A 22,423-nucleotide genomic window follows, 5' to 3' on the forward strand; every position below is an offset into this window, starting at 1 on the left:
CGCGCACCCTTCTCTCCTCTTCTTCCCGAACCGCTCCTCGCAAAGGAAACCAGTGTCAAAGCGAATCGAAGTCAACGACCTCAACGTGTTCTACAGCGATTTCCTCGCCGTGGAAGGTGTCACGATCACCATCGAACCCCGCACGGTCACCGCGTTCATCGGCCCGTCGGGCTGCGGCAAGTCGACCTTCCTGCGAACGCTCAACCGCATGCACGAAGTCATCCCCGGCGCCCACGTCGAAGGCGAGGTGCTGATCGACGGCAACAACCTCTACGCCGCGGGCGTGGACCCTGTCATGGTGCGCCGCCAGGTCGGCATGGTGTTCCAGCGCGCGAACCCGTTCCCCACGATGTCGATCCGCGACAACGTGCTGGCGGGCCTGAAGCTCAACAACCGCCGCCTCTCGAAGGCCGACGGTGACGACCTCGTCGAGAAGGGCCTCCGCGGAGCCAACCTCTGGAACGAGGTCAAGGATCGCCTGGGCCTGCCCGGCGGCGGCCTCTCGGGCGGCCAGCAGCAGCGCCTCTGCATTGCCCGCGCCATCACCGTCGAGCCCGACGTGCTGCTGATGGACGAGCCCTGCTCCGCCCTCGACCCGATCTCCACGCTCGCGATCGAAGATCTGATCACCGAGCTCAAAGAGGACTACACGATCGTGATCGTGACCCACAACATGCAGCAGGCTAGTCGCGTCTCCGACAAGACGGCCTTCTTCAACATCGCGGGCACCGGCAAGCCCGGCAAGCTGATCGAGTACAACGACACGACGGCGATCTTCGGCAGCCCCACCAAGAAGGAGACCGAGGACTACGTGAGTGGTCGATTCGGATAGACAGAACCGTCGCCAGCTGGCGTCTCACAACGAACGAAGCCCCGCCGGTTGGATGACCGGCGGGGCTTCTCTCGTTCTGATGGGCTAAGAGGCCACCGTCAGGATCGGTGTCGTCGTGGGTGCCTGTGAGCCACCCGCCGGCTCCACCGTCACTCCGACGACGTCGCCCGTCGCCATGCTACCGGTGAGCACGTGCCACGTCGTTGCGTCTCCACCCGGTGTGAACGTACCGGCCGGAGTGACTGTCGTGCCGTTGATGTACCAAGCTTCGTAGGTCTTGCCTGCGGGAAGCGACGGCATACCCTGAGCCACGACAGCGGCCTTGCCGACCTTCGCCGACCAGAGAACTGTCGCCTCTCCCCCACCGGTGATCGTGCTGTGGGCCGTCTGCACATCGGAGGCGGCGTAGATGGCCGCCAGCGAACTCGCAGAAGCCTGCTGCGAACTCGACGAGGAGTTGTTCTGCGCGAACTGGGTGGCGACAGCGCCGCCGCCCACGAAGATGGCCACAGCCGCGGCAGCAGCCACCAGGGCACCGACCGGGCGGGAGAACCACCGGGAGCGAGCTTTGTCCTCGGCGGCTGTGCGAGGTACGAAACCAGAGACCTCGACGACCTCTGGTGCGGCCTCGGTGACGGGAGCGCCATCGGGAGCCGCAGCGAGGGTGTGCTGCGGAGCATCCTGAACCGGCGTCTTGTGCAGATCAGGCGTGTCGAGGCCCTGCGGGGTCTGGGCGATCTGCGCCATCAGCCGACTCTTCAGGTCGGCCGACGGTTCAACCGGTGTGGCGGCGAGGGCCAGCAGCAGCGCTGTGGCGCGCAGCTCGTCGACCTCGGTGGCAAGTTCGGGCGAATCGACCAGAGCGCGCTCGAAGTCCACCTGCTCAGCAGGAGTCAGAGCGTCGAGAGCGTAGGCACCCGACTGGAGGTACTGCTCTTCTTTCGTCATTTCGTCACCCCCATCTCATCTCTCAGGCGAATCATTCCATCGCGTAGTCGTGTCTTCACGGTGCCGATCGGCACGTGCAGAAGTTCTGCCACCTCGGAGTGGCTGTAGCCGCCGTAGTAGGCCAGCGAGATGGCCTGGCGTTGAAGCTCAGTCAGTTGGCCCATGGCCTTCTTCACCCTCTCGTGCTCGATGCGGATCTCGACAGTCTCAGCGGTCTGGTCGTATTCACGTTCCAGATCCCTGATGCCGATCTTGGTGTCGCGATCATGGCCGGCCTGGGAGGCGCGAACACGGTCGACTGCACGGCGGTGAGCCATCGTGAGTATCCACGACATGGCCGCACCCCTGCCCGTGTCGAAGCGGTCGGCGGTCTTCCAGATTTCGAGGAAGACCTCCTGCGCCACTTCTTCGGACTGTGCAAAGTCAACGAGAAGGCGCCTGATCAGACCCAGCACTCGAGGGGCGACCCTGTCGTACAGCTCAGAAAATGCGCGTTGGTCGGCGACAGCAACCTTGTGAAGAAGAGAGTCGAGACTCTCCTCCTGGTCGGTGTCGTCACGTTCGATGTGTTGGGTCACAAGTTTAAGCATCTCAGGTCTGTGCCTCAATCGGTCGAACGCGGGGTTTCTCTTGACACCGGTAGTTCGGAACGACGAGCCAAATGGATTGCCAGCACCCTCATCGGCGCCGGCAGACGGGCGAAAGCGCCCGACCGGGACCGGGCCGGACACGGTTGGATACGAGCTGAGGTGCTGGGCCGCAGAAACGCCTCTCGGCGCGAGGCCGCTCGGAGCGGCTAAATTTGGAGCCCGGGGTTACTGCGGCCCGGCTGCAACAGTTTACCAGCTTGCGGGGCCGGCCTCACCGTCGGGGTTCCGCATTCGGCACCGTCTGGGTTTCGCGCTCGGCTCAGTCGAGGCTGTCGCGGCGCCAGAGCGTCGCGCACGCAGTGAGCTCCGCGGCGATCGATTGGAACCGCAGTGCGCGCGTCGTCAGCTCACTCGCCCGGGCCGGATCGAGTGCCTCCGCGTCGTCGGCGAGGCTCGCGCATCCACTCGACATCAACCGGCAGAACGCCGCAGCCCGATCGAGTGCCACCGCGAAGTCGCCTTCGAACAGCCCGCGGAGGATCTGGTCGGCGAGCGCTGTGATCTCCTCTGGCCCCGTGGGCGTCGACGCACCCGCCACCACAGGGTCGATGGTCGACGACAGCTCCGCGCCGCGCTGGAAGACGAAGCTCGACTGTTCAGGATCCTGCCGGGTCAGCGCGCGCAGCAGGTAGATGCGCCAGAGCGCGCCCGGCAGGCTGCGGGCTGATGCGCGTGACCAGAGTTCTGCGATCGCGTCGATGCCGTTCACGTCTGTGTACGCGATGAGCCGGTCGATGACCCCGGGGTCGGGATCGGCTCGCACCCGGCTGAGCAGCGCCGCTGCCGTGTCATGCGCTAAACGGCTGATGTGCGCCGGATCCTCGCCGCCCTGGAACGCCTCGAAGGTCGAACCGGCGAACAGAGTCGGCTTGTGCGGTTTGTCAGTCACGCCTCCACGCTACGGCACGGTTCTGGATGCCCTGCCCCGGCGTTTCGTGATTTAGCACTCGGGCGGGGGAACCGGTAGATTGGTGCACAAGGGCCTCTAGCTCAGTTGGTAGAGCATCGGACTTTTAATCCGTGGGTCGTCGGTTCGAGCCCGACGGGGCCCACCCTCATCCGTTGCGGATTGCGCTGCACAGACGTGCAAGAATGCATACCGCTGTACGAGGATGTGCTTTGTTTGCTGTCTCTGGCAGTATCCACTCCTGCCCGGATCTGTGTTGACCAGCCGCCGCGAGCTTCGGTCGGCCAGGAGAAACGACTACAGACACCACATGTCCTACCACGATCAAGATATCGCCAGGCGGGTTCCGCCCAAGCAACCTCGGGGTGCCGATCGAGAGCAGGCACTTTCTCTGTACAGCACGCCCGTTGACAACGGCTGGGCCGATGAACTCGGAGACCTCCGAACCGGGGAGAACACGGATGATCCGTGGAGGTCAGCGAATCCATCCTCGACACCGATGTCTTGATCGCTGGAGGCGGCGTGAACCGGCCCGATGATGCGATCTCTGGTGACGTCCAGCTCTCAAGCCGAAACACGACGCCTACTTCAGGAAGTCGCTCGTCGAACGGTTCCGCAGTGCGGCGAAGATGACAGCCGCAATGACCAGGCTCACGATGCCGAGGACTCCGAGTGCCGGCTGGAGCGCACCCGTGATGCCGGTGAGGGCAAGCACGGCGAGCGGCGAGAGGAACTGCCCGAGGAAGAACGCCGACTGCCAGAGCCCGGTGCCACGGCCGCGCTCCTCGAAGCTCAGACCCGCCACGGCCCCGGTGAGCATCGTCGGCAGCAGGATGCCCGTTCCGGCACTCGCGACGATTGCCCCGACGAGAACCAGGGCGAACGAACTGCCCGCGATCCAGATCACCACGAGGCCGATGGCGGCGAGGGTGAAGCCGAGCGGGAGGAGCCGTTTCGCCTGGAGCCGGGCCAGCCTCCTGAACGAGATGGCGCCCGCTGCGGTGGCGAGGGAGGCAACTGCGCTTGCAAGGCCGATGATGGCTGTCGCCGAGACTCCGATGCCGGTCAGCACGTAGGAGAGCTGCACGATGACCGCGTAGAACACAACACCACCGAAGACCGCCACGATGCAGGGACCGGCGATGCGGGCCCACGGGATCGGAGGCAGGCCGGCCCGCTGGCTCGTGGAGTGAGCGTTGCCGATCGGCTGCGAGATCAGGGGGATCATGAAGGCGAAGATGATCAGCGAACCGGCGTACACCCAGAACGGCGTGCGCCAGCCGGTGGCCCCCAGCGCGCCGCCGAGGGCGAAGAAGACCGTTGCCGCGAGCGCCGTGACGACGGCCTGCAATCCGAAGTAGCGGTTTCGCCGCTGGCCGGAGAAGTAGTCGCCGAGGAGTGTGGTGCAGCAGGTGATGATCGCGGCCTCGGCCACGCCGACGGCGAGGCGGCTCGCAGCGATCGCGTAGAGGGAATCGAGGTAGAGCGGCATCGTACCGACGAGGGCGTAGAGAACGAGTCCCACAAGCAGGATGGTGCGGCGGTTGAACCGGTCGACGATGCTTCCGGCGAACGGTGCCAGGATCGCGACCACGAGCGCCGGGATCCCGATGAGCAGGGGAACGAGGGTCGCGGCGCCCGGAGTGTCTGCAAAGTACTCGCTCATGGACGGGAGCACGGGAGTGATGAGCGTCGCAGCGAGCACAGGCATGCAACTGCCGGCGAGCAGGATCACGCCCTGGGGTCGGCCGGCGAGCTTGCCGTTCGTCATCGGCCGGGCATCGGCCCCCTCGGCGTCGTTCTTGAACGCCGGGGTGGCGGTGACTTTCGTCATGGCGGATTCCTTCTTCTCTTCATTGAGTGGGCTCCGGTGCGGGAGCAATCCTTTCGCCAAGGTTGACCGAACCCGCAGACGCGCGGAAGCCGAAATAGCTAATAACCCTTATCCACCTGATCGATGGATAGTTCTTCGTACTTTGACGTGCGAGTCTCGAGCGAGCCTGTCGGACGCGAGCACGCCGGCCACTCTGGCGCACCGGACCACGTCCCGCCGCTACTCATGGTGTCGGGACAGGACGACTCGTCATCGGGCGATGGGCAGCTGATGGGCATCCTCGCTGAGCGACACCCAGACACCGGCGTGGTCGATGTGACGCTCACCTTCTACCAGGGGCACGCCGCGAGATCTTCAGCGACACCAAGTGCGAAAGTGATCGCCGAACTCGCTGCCCACAGCGGCTGAGCCCGAGCACCGCTCGCCGTGATCACGCGGAGAGCGCGTGGTTCATGATCTGGGAGACGCGACCCGGCGACATCTGCAGCAGTCCTGCGACATCGCGCACGGAGTACCCAGCTGCGGTGAGTTCGCGGGCATGCTCCGTGGCCTCAGCCTGGAGCCGTTTCATCCTGACCTCATTCGCTGCTCTCTCCGCCCCAAGCTCTGCGGCGATTTTGACGACCGTCGGCACCCGGTCGTAGCGGTACTCGATTTCCGCGGCTGCAGCCGCCTCGTCGTCGAGGTCGGCAACCACTGCAATCGCGTCGCGAACATGGCGGTCGAGCGAGACGAGAGAACGTGCAAAGGTATGCGCGCCTTCAAGATTGGTGACGGAGGCCACCCAGGTGACTCCCTCGAGGCTGATTTCCACAATGTACTTCATGACAGCCAATCCCTTCCAAGTAGTGGTTCGAGGTTCTTCTGAATTGAATGCAATGTTCCCTTGGGTACGTCACCCGCGTGTTGCGGAACGACCGTCTGAACGCGGATGTCGCCGACGGTCACTCGATAGAGCCGATGCGAACCTCGCTGCCTAATGACTTCGCCACCGAGCCGCTCGATTTTGCGGTTGATGTCGCGTGCCCTCACCTGTCAAGGTTAGCCACTAAACACCCCCACTGTAAAGCGACTAAACAGGGCGCGGCTCGGCCCGATCCGGCTGCAGGAGCGGCAGCCGGCTCGCCGCGATGAGCGCCGCCGAGACGGCCAGGATCACGCCCGCGAGGATGGCCGCGTACACGCCGACCGCCGAGTAACTGCCCGCCCAGGCGGGGTCGAGGAAGATGTAGGGGTACCAGCCCACGGCCGGCCCCCGCACCAGGGTGTAGGCCCCGTAGACCAGCGGGAACGCGAGCGAGACCCAGACGGTGTTCCAGTGCAGGCGGCGACGCCCCGGCGCGAAGACGAAATCGAGGATCGCATAGGAGGGCACCACGAAGTGCAGGACCTTCTCCGAGGTCGGCACGAGAAAGACGTAGTCGGCGAGCCCGGCGTTGACGATCAGAGCCACGAAGGTCACCCCTGAGACCACCAGGTAGGCGGTGATGAGCGCGCGGAGTGCGGTCAGCCACTCCCGCTCCGGGCGGCGGAGCCCTCGGGCGAGCATCAGCACCAGCAGCACCACGAAGGCGATGTTGCTCTCGATGGTGAAGTAGCTGAGCAGATTGGATGCCCGGCAGCCGCCGCTCGCGAAGACACAGTCGGCCCTCGACACCAGCGCGAGTGCGGTGGTGGCAAGCGCCGCGACGCGCAGAACGAGGAACAGGACCTTCACGAAACCCCCGGCACGATCGAGCGGGCTGAGCTTCAAGGTTACGTGCATCCGGGCGTCGAGGTTCACATCGTGACAGAGTGACCGTACGCTGGGGGCCAGGCGCGGCCGCCGGATCGTGCGGCAAAGGAGAGGTGGGGGAACGACTGATGGTTCGCCTTTCCCGTGCGGCGCTCGTCGCCTGTGTCGTCGCGCTGGCGTTCGGGTTCGCGGGCTGCACGAGCGCCAAGCCATCGCCCACGGGCATCCAGAGCCCCACCACCAGCCCGAGCGCCAGCCCGGGGCCGAGTGCGGGCGCGATGTCGGAGTGGGGTGCGTACGGCACCAAGGATGACGCGTGCAGCGCGGTCGCCGGGGATGTCCTGACCCTCGCCCTCGCACCGAAGAACCTGGCCCTGGCGGATCCGGGCAGCGGGGTCGACGACATCGACGACACGATCCGGACCGCGGCGGAGGCCGCTCCCCCGGCCATCGCACCGAACTACACACAGCTGTCGGCGATCGTCCGCACCTTCGGCCAGGCCCTCGCGGAGTGGGACGCGGCAGTCAAGACGGAGGCTTCCAGCAGTTCGGCGAGCGCCACCGCGACGCCCGGGTCATCCGGCCCCACCTCGGCTCCCACGCCTTCTCAGACCGCCGCGGGGGTTCCCGAACGCCCCGAGTTCGTCGCCACCGCCTTCACCGCTCAGCTCGATCGCATCAAGGTCTGGCTGTCGGACACCTGCGGCTGAGGCCTCCGGCCGGTTCCGCCGTTCTGCCGCCGCGTTCCCAGCTGTTCACTGCCCGCCCACAGCGTGCAGGCAGCTTGCGCAGGGTATTCGTGCAGACAGGGAGCGCACAGTCGCTGTGAGAGCTCGTCCGAGTCTCACCCTGATGCTCGAGTGCACAACCGAGGAGACGCCGTGCCCGACCTGATCAGCGACACCATCCAGAGCGCAGCCGTCGTCGCCGCGGCGTGGGTGGCACTGTCGGTGCCCGTCGCCCTGCTGCTCGGGCGCATCCTGCACGCCCGCAACGTCCGCGAGACCACCTCGGGCTGAGCGTCGCCGCCTCGCCACTTCGCCTTCATCCGCCGCAGCGTGACGGATGTGGGAGAACGTGCAGTCGCGAGCCCTTCTCCGGGATGGTTCACTCGCCCTACGCTGGGTACCGACCTCAGCGACGCCGCTCGGGGCTCCGCGACACGGAAAAGAGCAGGGAAGCTATGACCGACAAGAGCACATACCAGGCAGAACTCATCGGGCCGGGGGTCATCGGCAACAACGAGGTCGTCGAACTCTCGTATGTCGAGGGCGCCTACCAAGACCTCGTCGAGCTGACCTTCGAGGCCGCGGGAGCGACATCGGTACGCACCTGGGCACTCGGCGAGGTCGGGCCCGACACGCTCGAGCCGATTCCGTACACGTTCCTCAGCGAGGTCGACCAGACCCCGCCCAACGTCGAGAACTAGAGCCAGCCCTGTGGGGCATCCCGGCTCGCGCCCTTCTGTCAGGAGGCGCGGTGCCGGATGCCCCATTGCAGTCGCCACGTCTCGCCGGGCTGAAGCCAGCGGAGGCCCTCGCCCGTGTTGAACGCGTTGGCCGGGGCGGTCATCGGCTCGATGGCCACGGCCTGCCCCGGCCCTCCGGCACGCGGGAAGTTCCGGGGAGTGTAGAACTGCACGTAGCGAAAGTTCTCATCGCCCCACACCTCGGTGGCCGAGCCGTCGGGCGCGGTCACCGAGTGCACGGCACGGCCGTCGTGGATGCCCACACCGCCGAATCCGCTGTCGATGTCGAGCTCGCCGACCGTTCTGCCCGCGCGGAGGTCGAAGCCTGTGCCGTCGACCTCGACCTCACGGGTCGGGATGGCCACGGCATCCACCTCGAAGCGTGTCGACGCGTCGACCCTCGCCACCAGCTGTTCGACGGGTACCGTACCGACGCGGAAGTACGGGTGGGCGCCGACGGCCACGGGCGCTGCGTCTGAGGACTCATTCGTGAGCTCATGGATGACCGTGAGCCCGTTCTCGTCGAGCACGTACTGCACGCTCGTGTCGAGACGGAACGGGTAGCCGTGCTGCGGGAAGACCGTCGCCTCGAGCGTCACGGAATCCGTCGTGCGCTCCCTCAGCCGGTACGCGGTGTTCCGCAGCAGCCCGTGCGTGGCGTTACCCGTGGCGGGCTCTGTGCGGTCGAGTTGCTGCGGCTTGCCGTCGAGCTGCCACCGGCCATCCGCGATGCGATTGGGCCACGGTACGAGGATCAGCCCGGCACCCATCGGTGGCAACTCGTTCTCGGAGTGCGGTTCGACACTCTCCACCCCGTCGAGGAACAGCTCGCGAAGAGCCGCAGCGAGTTCGGTGACGATGGCCGACGATCGGATCGTGCCTGCACCATCGAGTGCCGGCCGCTCGAAACTGATCGCGAACTGTTCTCCCGTCAGGGCCTTCATGTGCGGCGCGCTACCAGTTCTCGAGGCCGTCGTAGAGCGGGAAGCCGTCGGTGAGCTTCAGCACCCGTGCGCGGAGGGCCGCGACATCCGGCGCCGGCTTCAACGCACCGGCGATGATGTCTGCCACCTCGGTGAACTCCTCGTCGCCGAAGCCGCGGGTCGCGAGCGCAGGGGTTCCGATGCGAAGGCCCGAGGTGACCATCGGGGGACGCGGGTCGAACGGGATCGAGTTGCGGTTCACGGTGATACCGACCTCGTGCAGGAGGTCTTCGGCCTGCTTGCCGTCGATCGCCGCGTTCCGGAGGTCGACGAGAACGAGGTGCACGTCTGTGCCGCCGGTGAGGACGCTGATGCCCTCGGCCACGGTGTCGGCGCCCATCAGGCGGTCGGCGACGATCTTGGCGCCCGAGATGGTGCGCTCCTGGCGGTCCCGGAACTCGGGCTCGGCCGCGAGCTTGAACGCTGTCGCCTTCGCGGCGATGACGTGCATGAGCGGGCCGCCCTGCTGGCCGGGGAAGACGGCAGAGTCGACCTTCTTGGCGTACTCCGCCTTGCTCAGCAGCACACCACTGCGGGGGCCTGCGAGGGTCTTGTGCACCGTCGACGTCACGACGTCGGCGTAGGGAACCGGCGACGGGTGCAGGCCCGCCGCCACGAGGCCGGCGAAGTGCGCCATGTCGACCCAGAGCTTCGCGCCGACCTCATCGGCGATCGCACGGAAGGCCGCGAAGTCGAGCTGGCGCGGGTAGGCCGACCAGCCGGCGATCAGAACGGCCGGACGCTCGGCCAGCGCCTTCTCGCGCACCATGTCCATGTCGACGAGGTAGGTCTGCGGATCGACGCCGTAGCTGGTGGGACGATAGCTCTTGCCCGAGAAGTTCAGCTTCATGCCGTGGGTGAGGTGACCACCGTGGCTGAGTTCCATGCCGAGGATGGTGTCGCCGATCGAGGCGAGAGCCATCAGGGCGGCGGCATTGGCCTGGGCACCGGCGTGCGGCTGCACGTTCGCGTGCTCGGCGCCGAAGAGTGCCTTCGCGCGGTCGCGGGCGAGATTCTCGGCCACGTCGACGTATTCGCAGCCGCCGTAGTAGCGACGGCCCGGGTAGCCCTCGGCGTACTTGTTGGTGAGAACGGATCCCTGCGCCTCGAGCACAGCACGGGAGACGAAGTTCTCGCTCGCGATCATCTCGAGCGTGCCGCGCTGGCGGCCGAGCTCGTTCCGGAGCACTTCGGCGATCTCGGGATCGACGCTCGCGAGGGCGTTGTTGAAGGTCGAGGGCAGTTGGCTGGGCATCGGGGCTCTCCTTGTGTCGACAGGGCGGAATGGTGGTCGTGCGGTTCCGTAACGACCCAGGCGAGCGGCCGAATCCGTGTCAGTCGCTTCCCGATGGTGACCATCTGAACGCCAGTTGCGACGTGCCCAGCATAGCAGCGTTGCTTTTCTGAATTTCGATGAGTATTCTTCAGAGACTGCAGTTTGATGAACTATGCTCAGAAAGAGTGACGGCAATGAGTGAGCCGAGCGGTGCGCACGCCGTGCCCGACAACGAGACGGGTCCGAGCGATCTCGACCTCGTCGAGCGCACCCGGGCCGGTGACTCGCGTGCATTCGCCGAGCTCTGGAACCGGCACTCCCGCGCGGGGCGCACCGTGGCGCGGAGCTTCACCCCAGACGCTGACGACATCGTCTCCGAGAGCTTCGCGAAGGTCCTGCAGGCGATCCGGAACGGCGGTGGGCCGACGAGCGCCTTCCGGCCCTACCTCTTCAGCACCATCCGCAACGTGGCGATGCAGCTGAAACGCGGCGCCCCGATCGACACGAGCGACGAACTCGACACCCTCGCAGATCCGACCAGCGAGGAGGCTGAGACCCTGCTCGCTCTCGACAAGAGCCTCACCGCGCAGGCGTTCCGCAGCCTGCCCACCCGCTGGCAGGAGGCGCTCTGGTACAGCGAAGTCGAGCAGCTCGCCTCACACGAGATAGCACCCCTGCTCGGTATGACCTCGAACGCCGTGTCGGCGCTGACCTTCCGTGCGCGGGAGGGCCTCCGGCAGGCCTGGATCCAGGCCCACCTGGTGCGCGCCGCCGACACCGAGTGCGCCGCGGTGATCGAGAAACTCGGCTCCTACACCCGCGGCAGCCTGGGAGCCCGCGAAGCGCGGAAGGTGCAGCAGCACCTCGCTGCCTGCACGTCGTGCAGCATCGTGGGCGAAGAGGCACGCGATGTCGGATCCCGGCTCGCGCTGGTGCTCCTGCCCCTGGTTGCGGGCATCGCGGGGGCGACCGCGTACACGGTGTCGATGCAGGGTGGCGGAGCAGCAGCTGTCGCGAGCGCCTCGGCGGCACTGGGGCACGCTGCCGCGACGGGTGCCGGTATCGGCGCACCGGCTGCGACCCCTGTGACCCCTGTGACCCCTGCCGTGTCGCTGGCGTCGAGCGTGTCGACCACCGCGCCGACCCACATCGTTGCCGCGTCAGCCCGGGTGACCCAGCTGCCGCGACCGGCGGCCGTGACGGGGCACGCTGTCGAATCGGCCGTGAACGGAGCGCGGCGCGTTCTGGTCACGGCGTTTCCCAAAGCGAGCAACGCCGCCTGGTTCGCCTTGGCGACCGCGGCCGCCGTCGGCGCGGCCTTCCTCCTCTCCCCGCTGCTCGGCAGCTCGCCGCACTCGGTCGAGGCGGCCCCCGGCACAACCACATCAGCAGCCGGCGGCGCGGAACGCGGCCTCGCTCCGCTGTCCCGCGGGGGCGAATCCGCCGGCGCACCCGCAGGCTCGGGCACTGCGGGGTCGGGCACAGCGGGATCGGGCACAGCGGCGTCGGGTACAGCAGGGTCCGGCACGGGCGGCGCCTCTCCCTCGGCCGGAGCGTCGAACCTCACTGCAGCCGGGAATCCGCGGGCCGGCTCCGGCTCCTCCGCAGCCGCCAGCTTCGGAACGCGGGCGGTGTCACCGGTGCTCACCCGTCCGGCGGAGCCGACCGCGCCCGCCGTCGGCTCCGCCGACACAGCGCCGGCACAGGCGCAGGCCCCGGCAGAGATCCCTGCCACTGGCTCCCCCGCTGTTCCTCCCACGCACCCGGCCCCCACTCCACAGCCGACATCGGATCCGCCGTCCACTCCTGCTCCCACGCCGACGCCGACACCGACCCCTCCGCCGCCGCCGGCCCCGACCGGACCCGCAGCCCCCACCTTCGATCTCACGGCAGACCCCGACGGCCTGCTCTTCCCGCTCGTGTCGGGCCGGGCGGAACCCGGCGCGACAGTCGAAGTGTTCGATCTGGGCGACACCACTCCGATGAGAGCACTTCTCGGCGCGATGGACGACTTCCCGGTCGGTTCCGGAGGCGCAGTGAACGAGTCCGCGTCGGCGGGTGCGCTCATAGCCCAGGTTGCCGCCGATCCGCAGAATGGAACCTTCACGCTCTCCGACTACCCCGGTCTGGGGTTCGGCTCGCACCGCCTGGCACTCCGGCAGGTCACGGCAGCGGGCCTCCGCTCGCCACTGAGTGCGGGCGCCCCTGTCACACTGGCCCCGATCACCCTCATCACTCCGCAGCCCGGGGGCACCCTGGGCAACCCGGTCTACACGGTCGAGGCCCAGGGCATTCCGGAGGCCTTCTTCGAGCAGCTCCTCGACGGCAGGAGCGATCCGCGCACCTTCGCGATGAACCCCGACGGGAACTTCCGGCAGGAATTCCCGATCTACGGAGGGAGGACGCCCGGAAGCCAGGCCACGATCTCGATCCGCTATTCCGACCCCGACACGGGTCGCCACGGTCCCGAGGCCCGGGCGGAGGTCATCCTCGGCGGTTGAACCGCCGGTCTCGGCTCAGCTGAGGGTCGCCGCGTGGCGACGGTGCGACACGATGACCGAGATCCAGAGCAGAGCACCGGACACCAGGAGCAGCAGCAGACAGACGACCGGCAGGGATTCCAGCCCGAACCCGCTGAGCAGCAGCCCGCCGACGAGCGCACCGCCACCGATTCCGATGTTGAACGCCGTCGAGTAGAACGCCGCGGCCGTGTCGGTGATGGCCGGCGACGCGACATGGAGCACCCTCGCCTGCATGAGCGTCGGAATGATGCCCAGCGCGACGCCCCAGAGCGCAAACGCCGGGATGGAGAGCCAGGGGTTCGACGCCCCGATCGACAGCACGAGCACGGAGGCGCCCGTGACGACGAGGGCGATGCCCACACCGAAGGTCGGCCGCTGCCCGAACAGGAACCCGGCCACGAGCAGTCCGAGCGCACCGGCGATGCCGTAGACGAAGAGCATCGCCCCGACGTTTCCGATCGGAACACCCATCTGCCCGATCAGGAACGGAGTCACGTAGGTGTACAGAGAGTAGTGACCCACCATCAGCACTCCCACCACGACGCAGAGCACGGCGACCCCGGGTACGGTCGGATTCATGCGCTTGGGTCGGCTCGGCCGCTGACCCGCGTCAACCGCGGCCCGGGAGCGCGGAATGCGCGGCGTTCTCACGGGAGCGGCCATCCGCGGAAGCCGCTTGGCGATCAACAGGGATGCGCAGAGCGACAGCACGGCGATGGCCAGGAAAGGAACGCGCCAGCCGAACGCGTGCCCGACGATCGTCGCAGCCGGAACCCCGAGCACGAAGGCCAGCGTGCCGCCGCCGGTGGTGATCGCGACTGCCCGGGCGATCTGGTGACGCGGAACGAGGTGTGCGGCATAGACGCCCACGACGGCCCAGAACAGTCCGTGCGCCGTTCCACCGAGCACTCGGGCCACGGCCAGCAATCCGTAGGTCGGCGCCAGCGCCGAGAAGGTGCTCGTCGCGGCCACAGCCAGCAGCACTCCGACGATCACGGTGTGCCGGGAGAAACGGCGGGTGAGCGCCGAGAGCGGCACGGCCGTGATCACGACGGCCACCGCGAAGAGGGTGACCAGCAGCCCGATCTGCGACTCCGTGACACCGAGCTCGGCGCTCATCTCCGGCAGCAGACCGGTCGGCATCATCTCGGCGGTGACCGACATGAAGACCGCCGTGGCGAGCACGAACAGTGCCACGTACGGGAAGGGAGCGGACTCCACGGCAGTAGGAGTCTTGACGGAATTCGTCACGAGGGAACAGACCACATTTCGAGGGTGCGACATTCGGCGAGTACGCAACCGACCATGTCCGCGCTCGGGGCAGTGCGACATCCGCCCGCCACTGACCATGGTACCGGCTGGGTGGCGGGAAGGGGCGGCGGATCCGCACAGTACGATTGCAGGCGTGAATACCGACCAGGGCGCTCTACCGCGATTCGGCCCGAACGACGTGCTCCGCTTCCTGCTCGAGCTGTTCGCCTTCTTCTCGATCGGGCTCTGGGGCTTCCTGGCCTGGCCTCCGCTCTGGAACTGGGCGTTCGGGATCGGCGCCCCGCTGTTCGCCATCGTGCTCTGGGGGCTGTTCCGCTCACCGCGGGCCGTCTTCCACCTCGACGCGTTCGGCAAGGCACTCGTCGAGATCGTGATCATGGGCTCGGCCGCTCTGGCCTGGCTCGTCATCGGCCAGTGGATCGTGGCCGTGCTGTTCGGCATCCTCGCCGTCGTCAGCGGCGTTGTCTCCGGCCGCAAGGAGTTCGCATGACCGTCGTCATCCATTCCGCTACGAAGGTCGACGCCGACGGGGTCGTCGAAGACTTCTGGCTCGCCTTCTCGGGCGCCACTCTCGCCGCAACCGGCACCGGCACCGGCTGGCACGGCTGGGCCACCGCCGACAACGCCGTCGTCGTGAATGCCGGTGCGCGCTGGCTCACGCCGGGCTTCATCGATGTACACAGCCACGGCGGAGGCGGGTTCTCGTTCGACAATGGAACTGCCGCCATCCAGAGTGCACTCGCCATGCACCGCGCCCACGGCACCACCCGTTCGGTGATCAGCCTCGTCGCCAATCCTGTCGAACAGCTCTGCGAGAGCCTCGCCCTCATCGCCGACCTCGCCGAGACCGATCCGCTGGTACTGGGCTCGCACCTCGAGGGGCCCTTCCTCGCCCGGAACCACCGCGGTGCGCACAATCCCGCCTACCTCTGCACCCCCACCGCTGAGCTCGTCGACGCGTTCCTCGCGGCGGGCCGCGGCACCATCCGCCAGGTCACCCTCGCTCCCGAGCTGACGGGAGCGCTCGACGCGATCGACCGGTTCGTCGCCGCAGGGGTCACCGTGGGCGTCGGTCACACCGATGCGGACTTCGAGCTCACCAAAGAAGCCTTCGACCACGGCGCGACGCTCCTCACGCACGCCTTCAATGCGATGCCCGGTATCAAGCACCGCGAACCCGGCCCCGTGACGGCGGCCCTCGGGGATCCGCGCGTGGCACTCGAACTCATCCTCGACGGGTTCCACGTGCATCCGGAAGTCGCCCGGGTCGCCTTCTTCGCGGCTCCCATGCGCATCCTGCTGATCACAGACGCCATGGCCGCCGCGGGATCTGTTGACGGGCACTACAAGTTGGGCGACCTGAACGTGTCGGTCTCGGATGGCCGGGCCATGCTGTCGGGAACGACGACCATCGCAGGCTCCACGCTGACCCAGGACGTCGCGCTCCGCTCGGCGATCTTCGACTCGGAGACCGACCCCGTGCTGGCGGTGCGCGCGATGACGGCATCGCCTGCGCGTGCCCTCGGACTCGACGACACCCTCGGCTACCTCGCGCCCGGATTCGCCGCCGACGTGGTGCTGCTCAGCACAGACTGGACCGTGGACAGAGTGTGGGCCGCCGGAAAACCGACGACCCACACAGACTGACGCCACACAGACTGGCGATCGAACCCGTTACGCCAGGCGCGTCTTCAGGTTCTCGGCCAGCGTCGCGAGGAACTCCTCGGTGCTCTGGTAGGCCTGGTCGGGCCCGACGAGCAGGGCGAGATCCTTCGTCATGGCGCCCGACTCGACCGTCTTGATGACGACGTCTTCGAGGGTGTCGGCGAACGTGGCCAGCTCGGCGTTGTCGTCGAGCTTCGCACGGTGCGCGAGCCCGCGGGTCCAGGCGTAGATCGAGGCGATCGGGTTCGTCGACGTGGGCTTGCCCGCCTGGTGCTGGCGGTAGTGGCGCGTCACGGTGCCGTGAGCGGCCTCGGCCTCGACGGTCTTGCCGTCGGGGGTGAACAGCACGCTCGTCATCAGCCCGAGCGATCCGAAGCCCTGGGCGACCGTGTCGCTCTGCACATCACCGTCGTAGTTCTTGGCGGCCCACACGTAGCCACCCTCCCACTTCAGTGCCGCAGCGACCATGTCGTCGATCAGGCGGTGCTCGTACGTGATGCCGGCCTCGGCGAAGGAAGCGGCGAACTCGTCGTCGAAGACCTCTTGGAACAGGTCTTTGAACCGGCCGTCGTAGGCCTTCAGGATCGTGTTCTTCGTCGAGAGATACACCGGGTACTTGCGGCTGAGGCCGTAGCTGAGCGAAGCCCGGGCGAAGTCGCGGATGGAGTCATCGAGGTTGTACATCGCCATCGCGACACCCGATCCCGGCGACTGGAAGACCTCGAACGACTGGGCCTCGGCGTCGCTGCCCTCTTCGGGCTGGAACGAGATGGTCAGCGTTCCCTTGCCCTCGAAGCGGAAGTCGGTGGCCTTGTACTGGTCGCCGAACGCGTGGCGGCCGACGATGATCGGCTTGTTCCAGCCCGGCACGAGGCGCGGGATGTTCGAGATGATGATCGGCTCACGGAAGATCGTTCCGCCGAGGATGTTGCGGATCGTGCCGTTCGGGCTCTTCCACATCTTCTTCAGGCCGAACTCCTCGACGCGGGCCTCATCGGGAGTGATGGTGGCGCATTTGACGCCCACGCCGTGCTTCTGGATGGCGTGCGCTGCGTCGATCGTGACCTGGTCGTCGGTCGCGTCTCGGTGCTCGATGCCGAGGTCATAGTACTCGAGGTTCACATCGAGGTAGGGGTGGATGAGTGTGTCCTTGATGGCCTGCCAGATGATGCGGGTCATCTCGTCGCCGTCGAGCTCGACGACCGTTCCCTCTACGTGGATCTTCGACATTCAAACTCCTGTTCCGTCACGTGCAATTCTTCGGCCCAGAGGGCCAGGGACCAGCCTACTCGCATTCGGAACTGTCTTGACGTAGAGACACTTTGTGCTGTGGCGTGTTCGGGGGGTCACCCACTACCCTGAGACCATGGGCGACATGAGACTCGAAGAATTGTCGGCGACCAACATCGTCGCTGCCAACACCCTGACGTTGAAGCCGGGCCAGGAGCAGTACGTCGCACCGGTCTCGCACTCGATCGCCGAGGCCTACGTGAACCCGGCGACCGCGTGGCCACGCGTGGTGATCGATGACGACGACGTCGTCGTGGGTTTCATCATGGGAAACTTCGACCCCGACAGCCCGCACGATGAGTTCCGCGGGTGCATCTGGCGGATGAACGTCGCTGCGGATGCCCAGGGCAAGGGTGTGGGCCGGTTCGCCGTCACTGCGCTGGCCGACGAGGCCCGGTCGCGGGGCTTCGACCGGCTGACCGTCATGTTCGAGCCCGGTGAGCTCGGGCCGGAGGCGTTCTTCACCGCGGTGGGATTCGAGCCGATCGGCGAGACCCAGTTCGGCGAGACGATCGCCGCCCTGACCCTGTGACGTGACCGCTCCGTCTGGCGACGACTTCGGGGCGGCCGTGCTGGACGTCGTCGACGCGATCCCGCCCGGGCAGGTGCTGACCTACGGGGATGTCGCTGCCCTCCTCGGTTCGCGTGCTGCGCGAGCTGTCGGCACGGTGATGGCGCGGTCGGGTGGCCGTCATCCGTGGTGGCGGGTGGTGCGTTCCGGCGGTCATCCACCGCGCGGCCACGAATCCGACGCCCGCCCCCACTACGAGGCTGAGAATACGCCGCTGGCCAGCGCAGCGACGGAGTGCGGCTACCGAGTCCAGTACGCTGTGGCAAGGTGGAATGCGAGTTCCTGACCCACCCCTGTACCTGTTCACCCCTCGACAATCAACGGGAGAAGCTGTGAAGCGTCGCTTGCTGGTTGCTCTGCCGGTGGTTGCCGTGAGCGTTTCGCTGCTCTCGGGCTGCGGCGTTGCCAACGTGATCTCTCCCCCTTTCGCCTCCGCGATCTACGCGACCACAGCAGACGGGGCCGGCGCAGACTCCTCTGTGGCGATTCCGGCCTGGGTGCCCGCCGACGCCACGTTCATCCGGGTGAAGACCGACCAGACCCGGGGCGCGAGCATCCTGATGTTCTCGCCCACCGCGACTCCGCCGGTGTTCACCGGCTGCGATGCGGCATCCGACCCCGAGGTCGACCAGGCCCAGAGCACCGGCGCCCTGACCAACCAGCTCTCCGAGACCTGGTGGCCGCAGGCGCTCAACACGGGCGTCGGCATCGTCTGCGCCGGACCCTGGCATCTCTTCGCCCAGGACGGCCACTACTACGCCTGGACGCCGTAGCGCGCGCTTCCCCTGCCCGAGGCAGTGCCTGACCTGCCTAGACCAGCGACTGCCGCCAGGAGGCGTGCAGCTGGGCGAACCGCCCCGTTCCGCCGATCAGGTCGGCTGGGGTACCGTCTTCGATGATCACCCCGTGCTCCATCACGAGAACCCGGTCGGCGATCGCCACGGTCGACAGACGGTGGGCGATGATGATCGCCGTGCGGTCGGCGAGCAGGGTCTGCAGGGCATCCTGCACCTGCCGTTCGCTCGGGATGTCGAGAGACGCCGTCGCCTCGTCGAGGATGAGCACCGCGGGGTCGGCGAGGAAGGCCCTGGCGAACGACACCAGTTGGCGCTGGCCGGCGGAGACCCGTCCGCCCCGCTTGTTCACGTCGGTGTCGTAACCGTCGGGAAGACTGTCGATGAAGCCGTGGGCGCCCACAGCCTTCGCCGCCGCGACGATCTCCTCGCGAGTCGCGCCCGGCTTTCCGATCGCGATGTTGTCGGCGACGGTGCCCGAGAAGAGATAGGCCTCCTGAGTCACCATCACGATCGCGCGCCGCAGGTCTTTCGGGTGGAGCCGTCGGAGGTCGATGCCGTCGAGCGTGACCTGACCCGTCGTCGGGTCGTAGAACCGTGAGATGAGTTTCGCGAGCGTCGACTTGCCCGCGCCGGTGGAACCGACGAGGGCGATGGTCTGCCCGGCCGGCACGGCGAGGCTGAACCCGGGGAGCACGACCCGCCCGTTCTGGTAGGAGAACTCCACGTCGTCGAACGAGATGCCGCCCTTCGCCGTCCAGAGGTCGATCGGTTTCAGCGGGTCGGGCACGCTCAGTTCTTCTTCGAGCACCCCGGAGATCTTCTCGAGCGCTGCCGCTGCCGACTGGTAGGAGTTGTAGAACATCGCCATCTCCTCCATCGGGTCGAAGAAGCGCCTGGTGTAGAGCACCGCAGCGAGCAGCACACCGATGGCGACCTGGCCGTCGATCACCCGGAAGGCACCGACGAGCAGCACCACCGCGACCGTGACGTTGCCGATCAGCACCAGGCCCGGATCGAAGATGCCGAACAGGCGGATCACCTTGGAATTCGACTCCCGGTGCTGCTCGACCAGCCCACTGAACTCGGTCGAGTTGCTCTTCTCGGTGCGGAACGCCTTGACGGCCCGGACGCCCGTCATCGTCTCGACGAACTTCACGATCAGCTTTGCCGAAGCCGTGCGCGTGGTGCGGAACAGCTTCTGCGAGCGCAGCTGGAACCAGCGGGTCAGAACGACCAGCGGCACCAGCGAGACCACCAGGATGAATCCGCTCGCCACATCGAGCGAGAACAGCGCGATGCCGATGAAGAACATGTAGAGCAGCCCCTGCACGAGCTGGTTGATGCCCGAGTCGAGCAGTTCCCGGATGGAGTCGAGGTCGCTTGTCTGCCGTGAGATGATGCGCCCCGAGGTGTAGGTCTCGTGGAACTCGAGGCTCAGCCGCTGGGTCTGCAGGAAGACGCGCTTGCGGAGATCGAGCAGGATCGCCTGCGAGATCCGTGCGGTGAGCACGGTGAACCAGGAGATGAGAACCGCACCGGCGACCCCGGTGACCAGGTAGATCAGGCCCGCCGAGGCGATCGGGATCCAGTCGTGATTCAGCAGCGCGGGCAGTCCGGCGTCGATCCCGTACGCAATGAGCGCCGGGCCGGCCACCTGGGCGGCGGTGCTGATGATCACCACGATCAGGCCCAGCACGAGCTTCGACTTCTCGGGGCGGAGCAGCGAAGCGAGCAGGGCGGTGGATCGCCTGCGGATCTGCTGGCTCTCTGCGCGGGTGAAGTCGTTCCGCTCCTCGCCTTCGACACCGGTCACGGTCGTCTCGCTCATGCGGTCACCTCCTCATCGTCGAAACTCGAGATCACGTATCTGTAGTGGTCATTGCCGGCCAGCAGCTCGGCGTGCGTGCCGACCGCGGTCACACGCCCGTTCTGCAGCAGCGCCACCCGGTCGGCGAGAGCCACCGTCGATGGCCTGTGCGCCACGATCAGCGCCGTCGTCGAGGCGAGCACCGTGCGGAGCGCGGCCTCGACCAGTGCCTCGGTGTCCACATCGAGGGCGGAGAGCGGGTCATCCAGAACCAGTACCCGGGGCTTGGCCGCGACCGCCCGGGCGAGCGCGAGGCGCTGGCGCTGGCCGCCCGAGAGGCTGAGCCCCTCCTCGCCGACGCGGGTCGCGAGGCCGTCGGGCAGGTCGTGGACGAACCCCGCCTGGGCGATCGAGAGGGCCTCGGCAACCTCCTCGTCTGTGGCTCCGGGCCGGCCGAGCACCACGTTCTCCCGCACGGAGGCGCTGAACAGGGTCGCGTCTTCGAAGGCCATGGCGATCTCTGTGCGCACGGTGTCCCGCGGCAGGTCGCGGATGTCGACGCCGTCGAGCAGCACTCGCCCGCCGGTCACGTCGTAGAGCCGGGTGGTGAGCGACGTGAGAGTGCTCTTGCCCGATCCGGTCAGCCCGACCAGCGCCATGGTCTCCCCCGGCTCGATCACGAGATCGATTCCGTCGAGCAGGTCGGGGTGGGTGAGGGGCGCATCCTGGTAGCGGAAGTGCACGTCATCGAAACTCAGCTGCCCACGGGGTGACCGGATGCTCAGCGGGGCGTCCGGGTCGACGATGGTGTTCTCCGAGTCGAGCACGTCGAAGAACCGCGTCGTGGCGGTTCGGGCATCGAACGTCATCGCGAGGAAGTAGCCCATCGACTCGACCGGGAACAGCAGTACCGTCGCGGTGGCGAAGAAGGCCACGAGGTCACCGACGGTGGCCTGCCCCTCCGAGGCGAGCCAGACCCCGACGACGAGGCACACGGCGAACGCGACATCCGGAACCAGCAACAGCCACAACCAGATGTTGGCGACGGCCTTGGCCTTCTCGATCTCGGTGCCCCGGAGCCTCTCGGCCTGGCGTTCGAACTTCTTCAGTGCGAACGGGCCGCGCCCGAAGGCTTTGAGCACGCGGATGCCGTGCACCGACTCCTCGACGCTCGTCGCGAGGTCGCCGACCTGGTCCTGGCTCCGGCGGGCGGCGTCGGAGTACTTGCCCTCGAAGACGTAGCTGTAGGCCAGAACGGGAATGGAGGCGACCGCGAAGATCAGGCCCAGCACCCAGTTCAGGCTGAGCAGGATGGCGAAACCGATGACGATCGTCACGACATTGACCACGATGATCACCACGCCGAACGAGAGCCAGCGGCGGATCAGGTTGAGGTCGCTGACCGCACGCGAGAGCAGCTGCCCGCTCGGCCAGCGGTCGTGGAACTCCACCGGCAGCTCCTGCAGGTGGTCGTAGAGGCTGTTGCGCATGCGCGCCTCGATGTGGGTTCCCGGGGTGAGCACCAGCACGCGGCGGAGGGCGATCAGCAGGGCCTCGAAGACGCCGAGCGCCAGGATGACCAGCACGACGGGCCAGATCTCGGACGAGTCACCGTCGGCGAGCGGGCCGTCGATCAGCACCTGCAGCACCTGCGGGATCGCGAGCGACACGAGGCTCGCCAGCAAGGAGACTCCGACGGCCGTGTAGATGCGCGGCATCGCGGGTTTTGCATAGACGTACAGTCGGGCGAGCGTCTGCAACGTCGACTGCTCTTCTGGGGCAGGCATGTGTGTGGGTTTCCCTTGTGAGGTGTTTTCAGGCAGCCTCACAGCCTACCCCACGGGTCACCGCACCCGCACCGCTACC

General features: G+C 67.1%; 24 protein-coding genes, 1 tRNA gene and 1 riboswitch. Of the genes, 12 read left to right on the forward strand and 13 right to left on the reverse strand.

All coding sequences use genetic code 11. From position 1 onward, the window contains the following. Window positions 1-52: 52 nt before the first annotated feature. Complete coding sequence (pstB, locus tag B7R21_RS13665) at window positions 53-832, forward strand: phosphate ABC transporter ATP-binding protein PstB (protein WP_116283808.1); 780 nt, start codon at window positions 53-55, stop codon at window positions 830-832. 84 nt (window positions 833-916) lie between these two features. On the opposite strand, the gene B7R21_RS13670 is transcribed toward pstB, so the two are convergent. From B7R21_RS13670 to B7R21_RS13680, 3 genes are all read right to left on the reverse strand, one after another. Continuing rightward, window positions 917-1,780 (reverse strand): anti-sigma factor domain-containing protein, encoded by an 864-nt coding sequence (locus tag B7R21_RS13670; RefSeq protein ID WP_116283809.1) that lies wholly within the window; start codon window positions 1,778-1,780, stop codon window positions 917-919. Then, the gene (locus tag B7R21_RS13675; protein WP_116283810.1) at window positions 1,777-2,370 is read right to left on the reverse strand and encodes a sigma-70 family RNA polymerase sigma factor; all 594 of its coding nucleotides are present in this window, start codon (window positions 2,368-2,370) and stop codon (window positions 1,777-1,779) included. The genes B7R21_RS13670 and B7R21_RS13675 overlap by 4 nt, the downstream gene beginning before the upstream one ends. Window positions 2,371-2,689: 319 nt before the next feature. Beyond that, window positions 2,690-3,319, reverse strand: coding sequence for a DNA-directed RNA polymerase subunit beta (locus B7R21_RS13680; protein ID WP_116283811.1), 630 nt, complete (start codon window positions 3,317-3,319; stop codon window positions 2,690-2,692). Window positions 3,320-3,409: 90 nt separating this feature from the next. Between B7R21_RS13680 and B7R21_RS13685 the strand changes: the two genes are divergently transcribed. Continuing rightward, a tRNA-Lys gene (locus B7R21_RS13685) sits at window positions 3,410-3,482 on the forward strand. 438 nt (window positions 3,483-3,920) lie between these two features. Here the strand turns inward: B7R21_RS13685 and B7R21_RS13690 are convergent. Next, on the reverse strand, window positions 3,921-5,171 hold the full coding sequence (locus B7R21_RS13690) for an MFS transporter (protein WP_216364241.1): 1,251 nt from the start codon (window positions 5,169-5,171) through the stop codon (window positions 3,921-3,923). Between the two features lie 123 nt (window positions 5,172-5,294). On the opposite strand from B7R21_RS13690, the gene B7R21_RS19745 reads away from it, so the two are divergent. After that, a complete protein-coding gene (locus tag B7R21_RS19745) occupies window positions 5,295-5,579 on the forward strand; it encodes a hypothetical protein (RefSeq protein ID WP_147305894.1) in 285 nt (94 codons plus the stop codon). 22 nt (window positions 5,580-5,601) lie between these two features. Here the strand turns inward: B7R21_RS19745 and B7R21_RS13700 are convergent, their stop codons facing one another. The 3 genes from B7R21_RS13700 to B7R21_RS13710 are packed head-to-tail and all read right to left on the reverse strand — an operon-like array spanning window position 5,602 to window position 6,936. Further along, entirely contained in the window at window positions 5,602-5,997 is a 396-nt protein-coding gene (locus tag B7R21_RS13700) for a hypothetical protein (RefSeq protein ID WP_116283813.1), read from the reverse strand. Continuing rightward, window positions 5,994-6,203, reverse strand: coding sequence for a type II toxin-antitoxin system HicA family toxin (locus B7R21_RS20985; RefSeq protein ID WP_116283814.1), 210 nt, complete (start codon window positions 6,201-6,203; stop codon window positions 5,994-5,996). Before B7R21_RS20985 ends, B7R21_RS13700 begins: the two co-directional genes overlap by 4 nt. 40 nt (window positions 6,204-6,243) lie before the next feature. Then, window positions 6,244-6,936 carry a Pr6Pr family membrane protein gene (locus B7R21_RS13710; protein WP_147305895.1) on the reverse strand — a complete coding sequence of 231 codons (693 nt, stop codon included), beginning with the start codon at window positions 6,934-6,936 and terminating at the stop codon, window positions 6,244-6,246. 98 nt (window positions 6,937-7,034) lie between these two features. Here B7R21_RS13710 and B7R21_RS13715 point away from each other — a divergent pair, with 98 nt between their 5' ends. The 3 genes from B7R21_RS13715 (at window position 7,035) to B7R21_RS13720 (ending at window position 8,335) form a co-directional block, all read left to right on the forward strand. After that, window positions 7,035-7,616, forward strand: coding sequence for a hypothetical protein (locus B7R21_RS13715; protein ID WP_116283816.1), 582 nt, complete (start codon window positions 7,035-7,037; stop codon window positions 7,614-7,616). A 171-nt stretch (window positions 7,617-7,787) separates the two neighbouring features. Next, window positions 7,788-7,925 (forward strand): hypothetical protein, encoded by a 138-nt coding sequence (locus tag B7R21_RS20170; protein WP_172592181.1) that lies wholly within the window; start codon window positions 7,788-7,790, stop codon window positions 7,923-7,925. A 164-nt stretch (window positions 7,926-8,089) separates the two neighbouring features. Then, window positions 8,090-8,335: a hypothetical protein gene (locus B7R21_RS13720; protein ID WP_116283817.1), complete on the forward strand. Its 246-nt coding sequence runs from the start codon at window positions 8,090-8,092 to the stop codon at window positions 8,333-8,335. 38 nt (window positions 8,336-8,373) lie between these two features. Here the strand turns inward: B7R21_RS13720 and B7R21_RS13725 are convergent, their stop codons facing one another. Further along, window positions 8,374-9,318, reverse strand: a complete 945-nt coding sequence (locus B7R21_RS13725; RefSeq protein WP_116283818.1) for an aldose 1-epimerase family protein — start codon at window positions 9,316-9,318, stop codon at window positions 8,374-8,376. 10 nt (window positions 9,319-9,328) lie between these two features. After that, entirely contained in the window at window positions 9,329-10,612 is a 1,284-nt protein-coding gene (glyA, locus tag B7R21_RS13730; protein WP_116283819.1) for a serine hydroxymethyltransferase, read from the reverse strand. A 47-nt stretch (window positions 10,613-10,659) separates the two neighbouring features. Beyond that, a riboswitch (ZMP/ZTP riboswitch) is annotated at window positions 10,660-10,741 on the reverse strand. 86 nt (window positions 10,742-10,827) lie between these two features. Between glyA and B7R21_RS13735 the strand changes: the two genes are divergently transcribed. Then, window positions 10,828-13,134: a sigma-70 family RNA polymerase sigma factor gene (locus B7R21_RS13735; protein WP_172592182.1), complete on the forward strand. Its 2,307-nt coding sequence runs from the start codon at window positions 10,828-10,830 to the stop codon at window positions 13,132-13,134. Between the two features lie 15 nt (window positions 13,135-13,149). Here B7R21_RS13735 and B7R21_RS13740 read toward each other — a convergent pair whose 3' ends face one another. After that, on the reverse strand, window positions 13,150-14,406 hold the full coding sequence (locus B7R21_RS13740; RefSeq protein ID WP_172592183.1) for an MFS transporter: 1,257 nt from the start codon (window positions 14,404-14,406) through the stop codon (window positions 13,150-13,152). A gap of 154 nt (window positions 14,407-14,560) precedes the next feature. Here B7R21_RS13740 and B7R21_RS13745 point away from each other — a divergent pair, with 154 nt between their 5' ends. Both B7R21_RS13745 and nagA read left to right on the forward strand, forming a co-directional pair. Next, entirely contained in the window at window positions 14,561-14,917 is a 357-nt protein-coding gene (locus B7R21_RS13745) for a YrdB family protein (RefSeq protein WP_253259816.1), read from the forward strand. After that, a complete protein-coding gene (gene nagA / locus B7R21_RS13750) occupies window positions 14,914-16,074 on the forward strand; it encodes an N-acetylglucosamine-6-phosphate deacetylase (RefSeq protein ID WP_116283823.1) in 1,161 nt (386 codons plus the stop codon). Before B7R21_RS13745 ends, nagA begins: the two co-directional genes overlap by 4 nt. A 27-nt stretch (window positions 16,075-16,101) precedes the next feature. Here the strand turns inward: nagA and B7R21_RS13755 are convergent, their stop codons facing one another. Further along, the gene (locus B7R21_RS13755; RefSeq protein ID WP_116283824.1) at window positions 16,102-17,322 is read right to left on the reverse strand and encodes an NADP-dependent isocitrate dehydrogenase; all 1,221 of its coding nucleotides are present in this window, start codon (window positions 17,320-17,322) and stop codon (window positions 16,102-16,104) included. A 136-nt stretch (window positions 17,323-17,458) separates the two neighbouring features. Between B7R21_RS13755 and B7R21_RS13760 the strand changes: the two genes are divergently transcribed. From B7R21_RS13760 to B7R21_RS13770, 3 genes are read left to right on the forward strand one after another with little or no spacing between them, the layout of a single operon-like run. Further along, complete coding sequence (locus B7R21_RS13760; RefSeq protein WP_116283825.1) at window positions 17,459-17,914, forward strand: GNAT family N-acetyltransferase; 456 nt, start codon at window positions 17,459-17,461, stop codon at window positions 17,912-17,914. Window position 17,915: 1 nt separating this feature from the next. Further along, on the forward strand, window positions 17,916-18,239 hold the full coding sequence (locus tag B7R21_RS13765) for an MGMT family protein (protein ID WP_116283826.1): 324 nt from the start codon (window positions 17,916-17,918) through the stop codon (window positions 18,237-18,239). Between the two features lie 46 nt (window positions 18,240-18,285). Further along, complete coding sequence (locus B7R21_RS13770; RefSeq protein ID WP_147305896.1) at window positions 18,286-18,726, forward strand: hypothetical protein; 441 nt, start codon at window positions 18,286-18,288, stop codon at window positions 18,724-18,726. A 37-nt stretch (window positions 18,727-18,763) separates the two neighbouring features. Here B7R21_RS13770 and B7R21_RS13775 read toward each other — a convergent pair whose 3' ends face one another. After that, window positions 18,764-20,578: an ABC transporter ATP-binding protein gene (locus B7R21_RS13775; protein WP_116283828.1), complete on the reverse strand. Its 1,815-nt coding sequence runs from the start codon at window positions 20,576-20,578 to the stop codon at window positions 18,764-18,766. Next, the gene (locus tag B7R21_RS13780; RefSeq protein WP_116283829.1) at window positions 20,575-22,344 is read right to left on the reverse strand and encodes an ABC transporter ATP-binding protein; all 1,770 of its coding nucleotides are present in this window, start codon (window positions 22,342-22,344) and stop codon (window positions 20,575-20,577) included. The genes B7R21_RS13775 and B7R21_RS13780 overlap by 4 nt, the downstream gene beginning before the upstream one ends. Window positions 22,345-22,423: the final 79 nt, after the last annotated feature.

It is taken from the genome of Subtercola boreus (genome assembly GCF_003399625.1).
Lineage (GTDB): Bacteria > Actinomycetota > Actinomycetes > Actinomycetales > Microbacteriaceae > Subtercola > Subtercola boreus_C.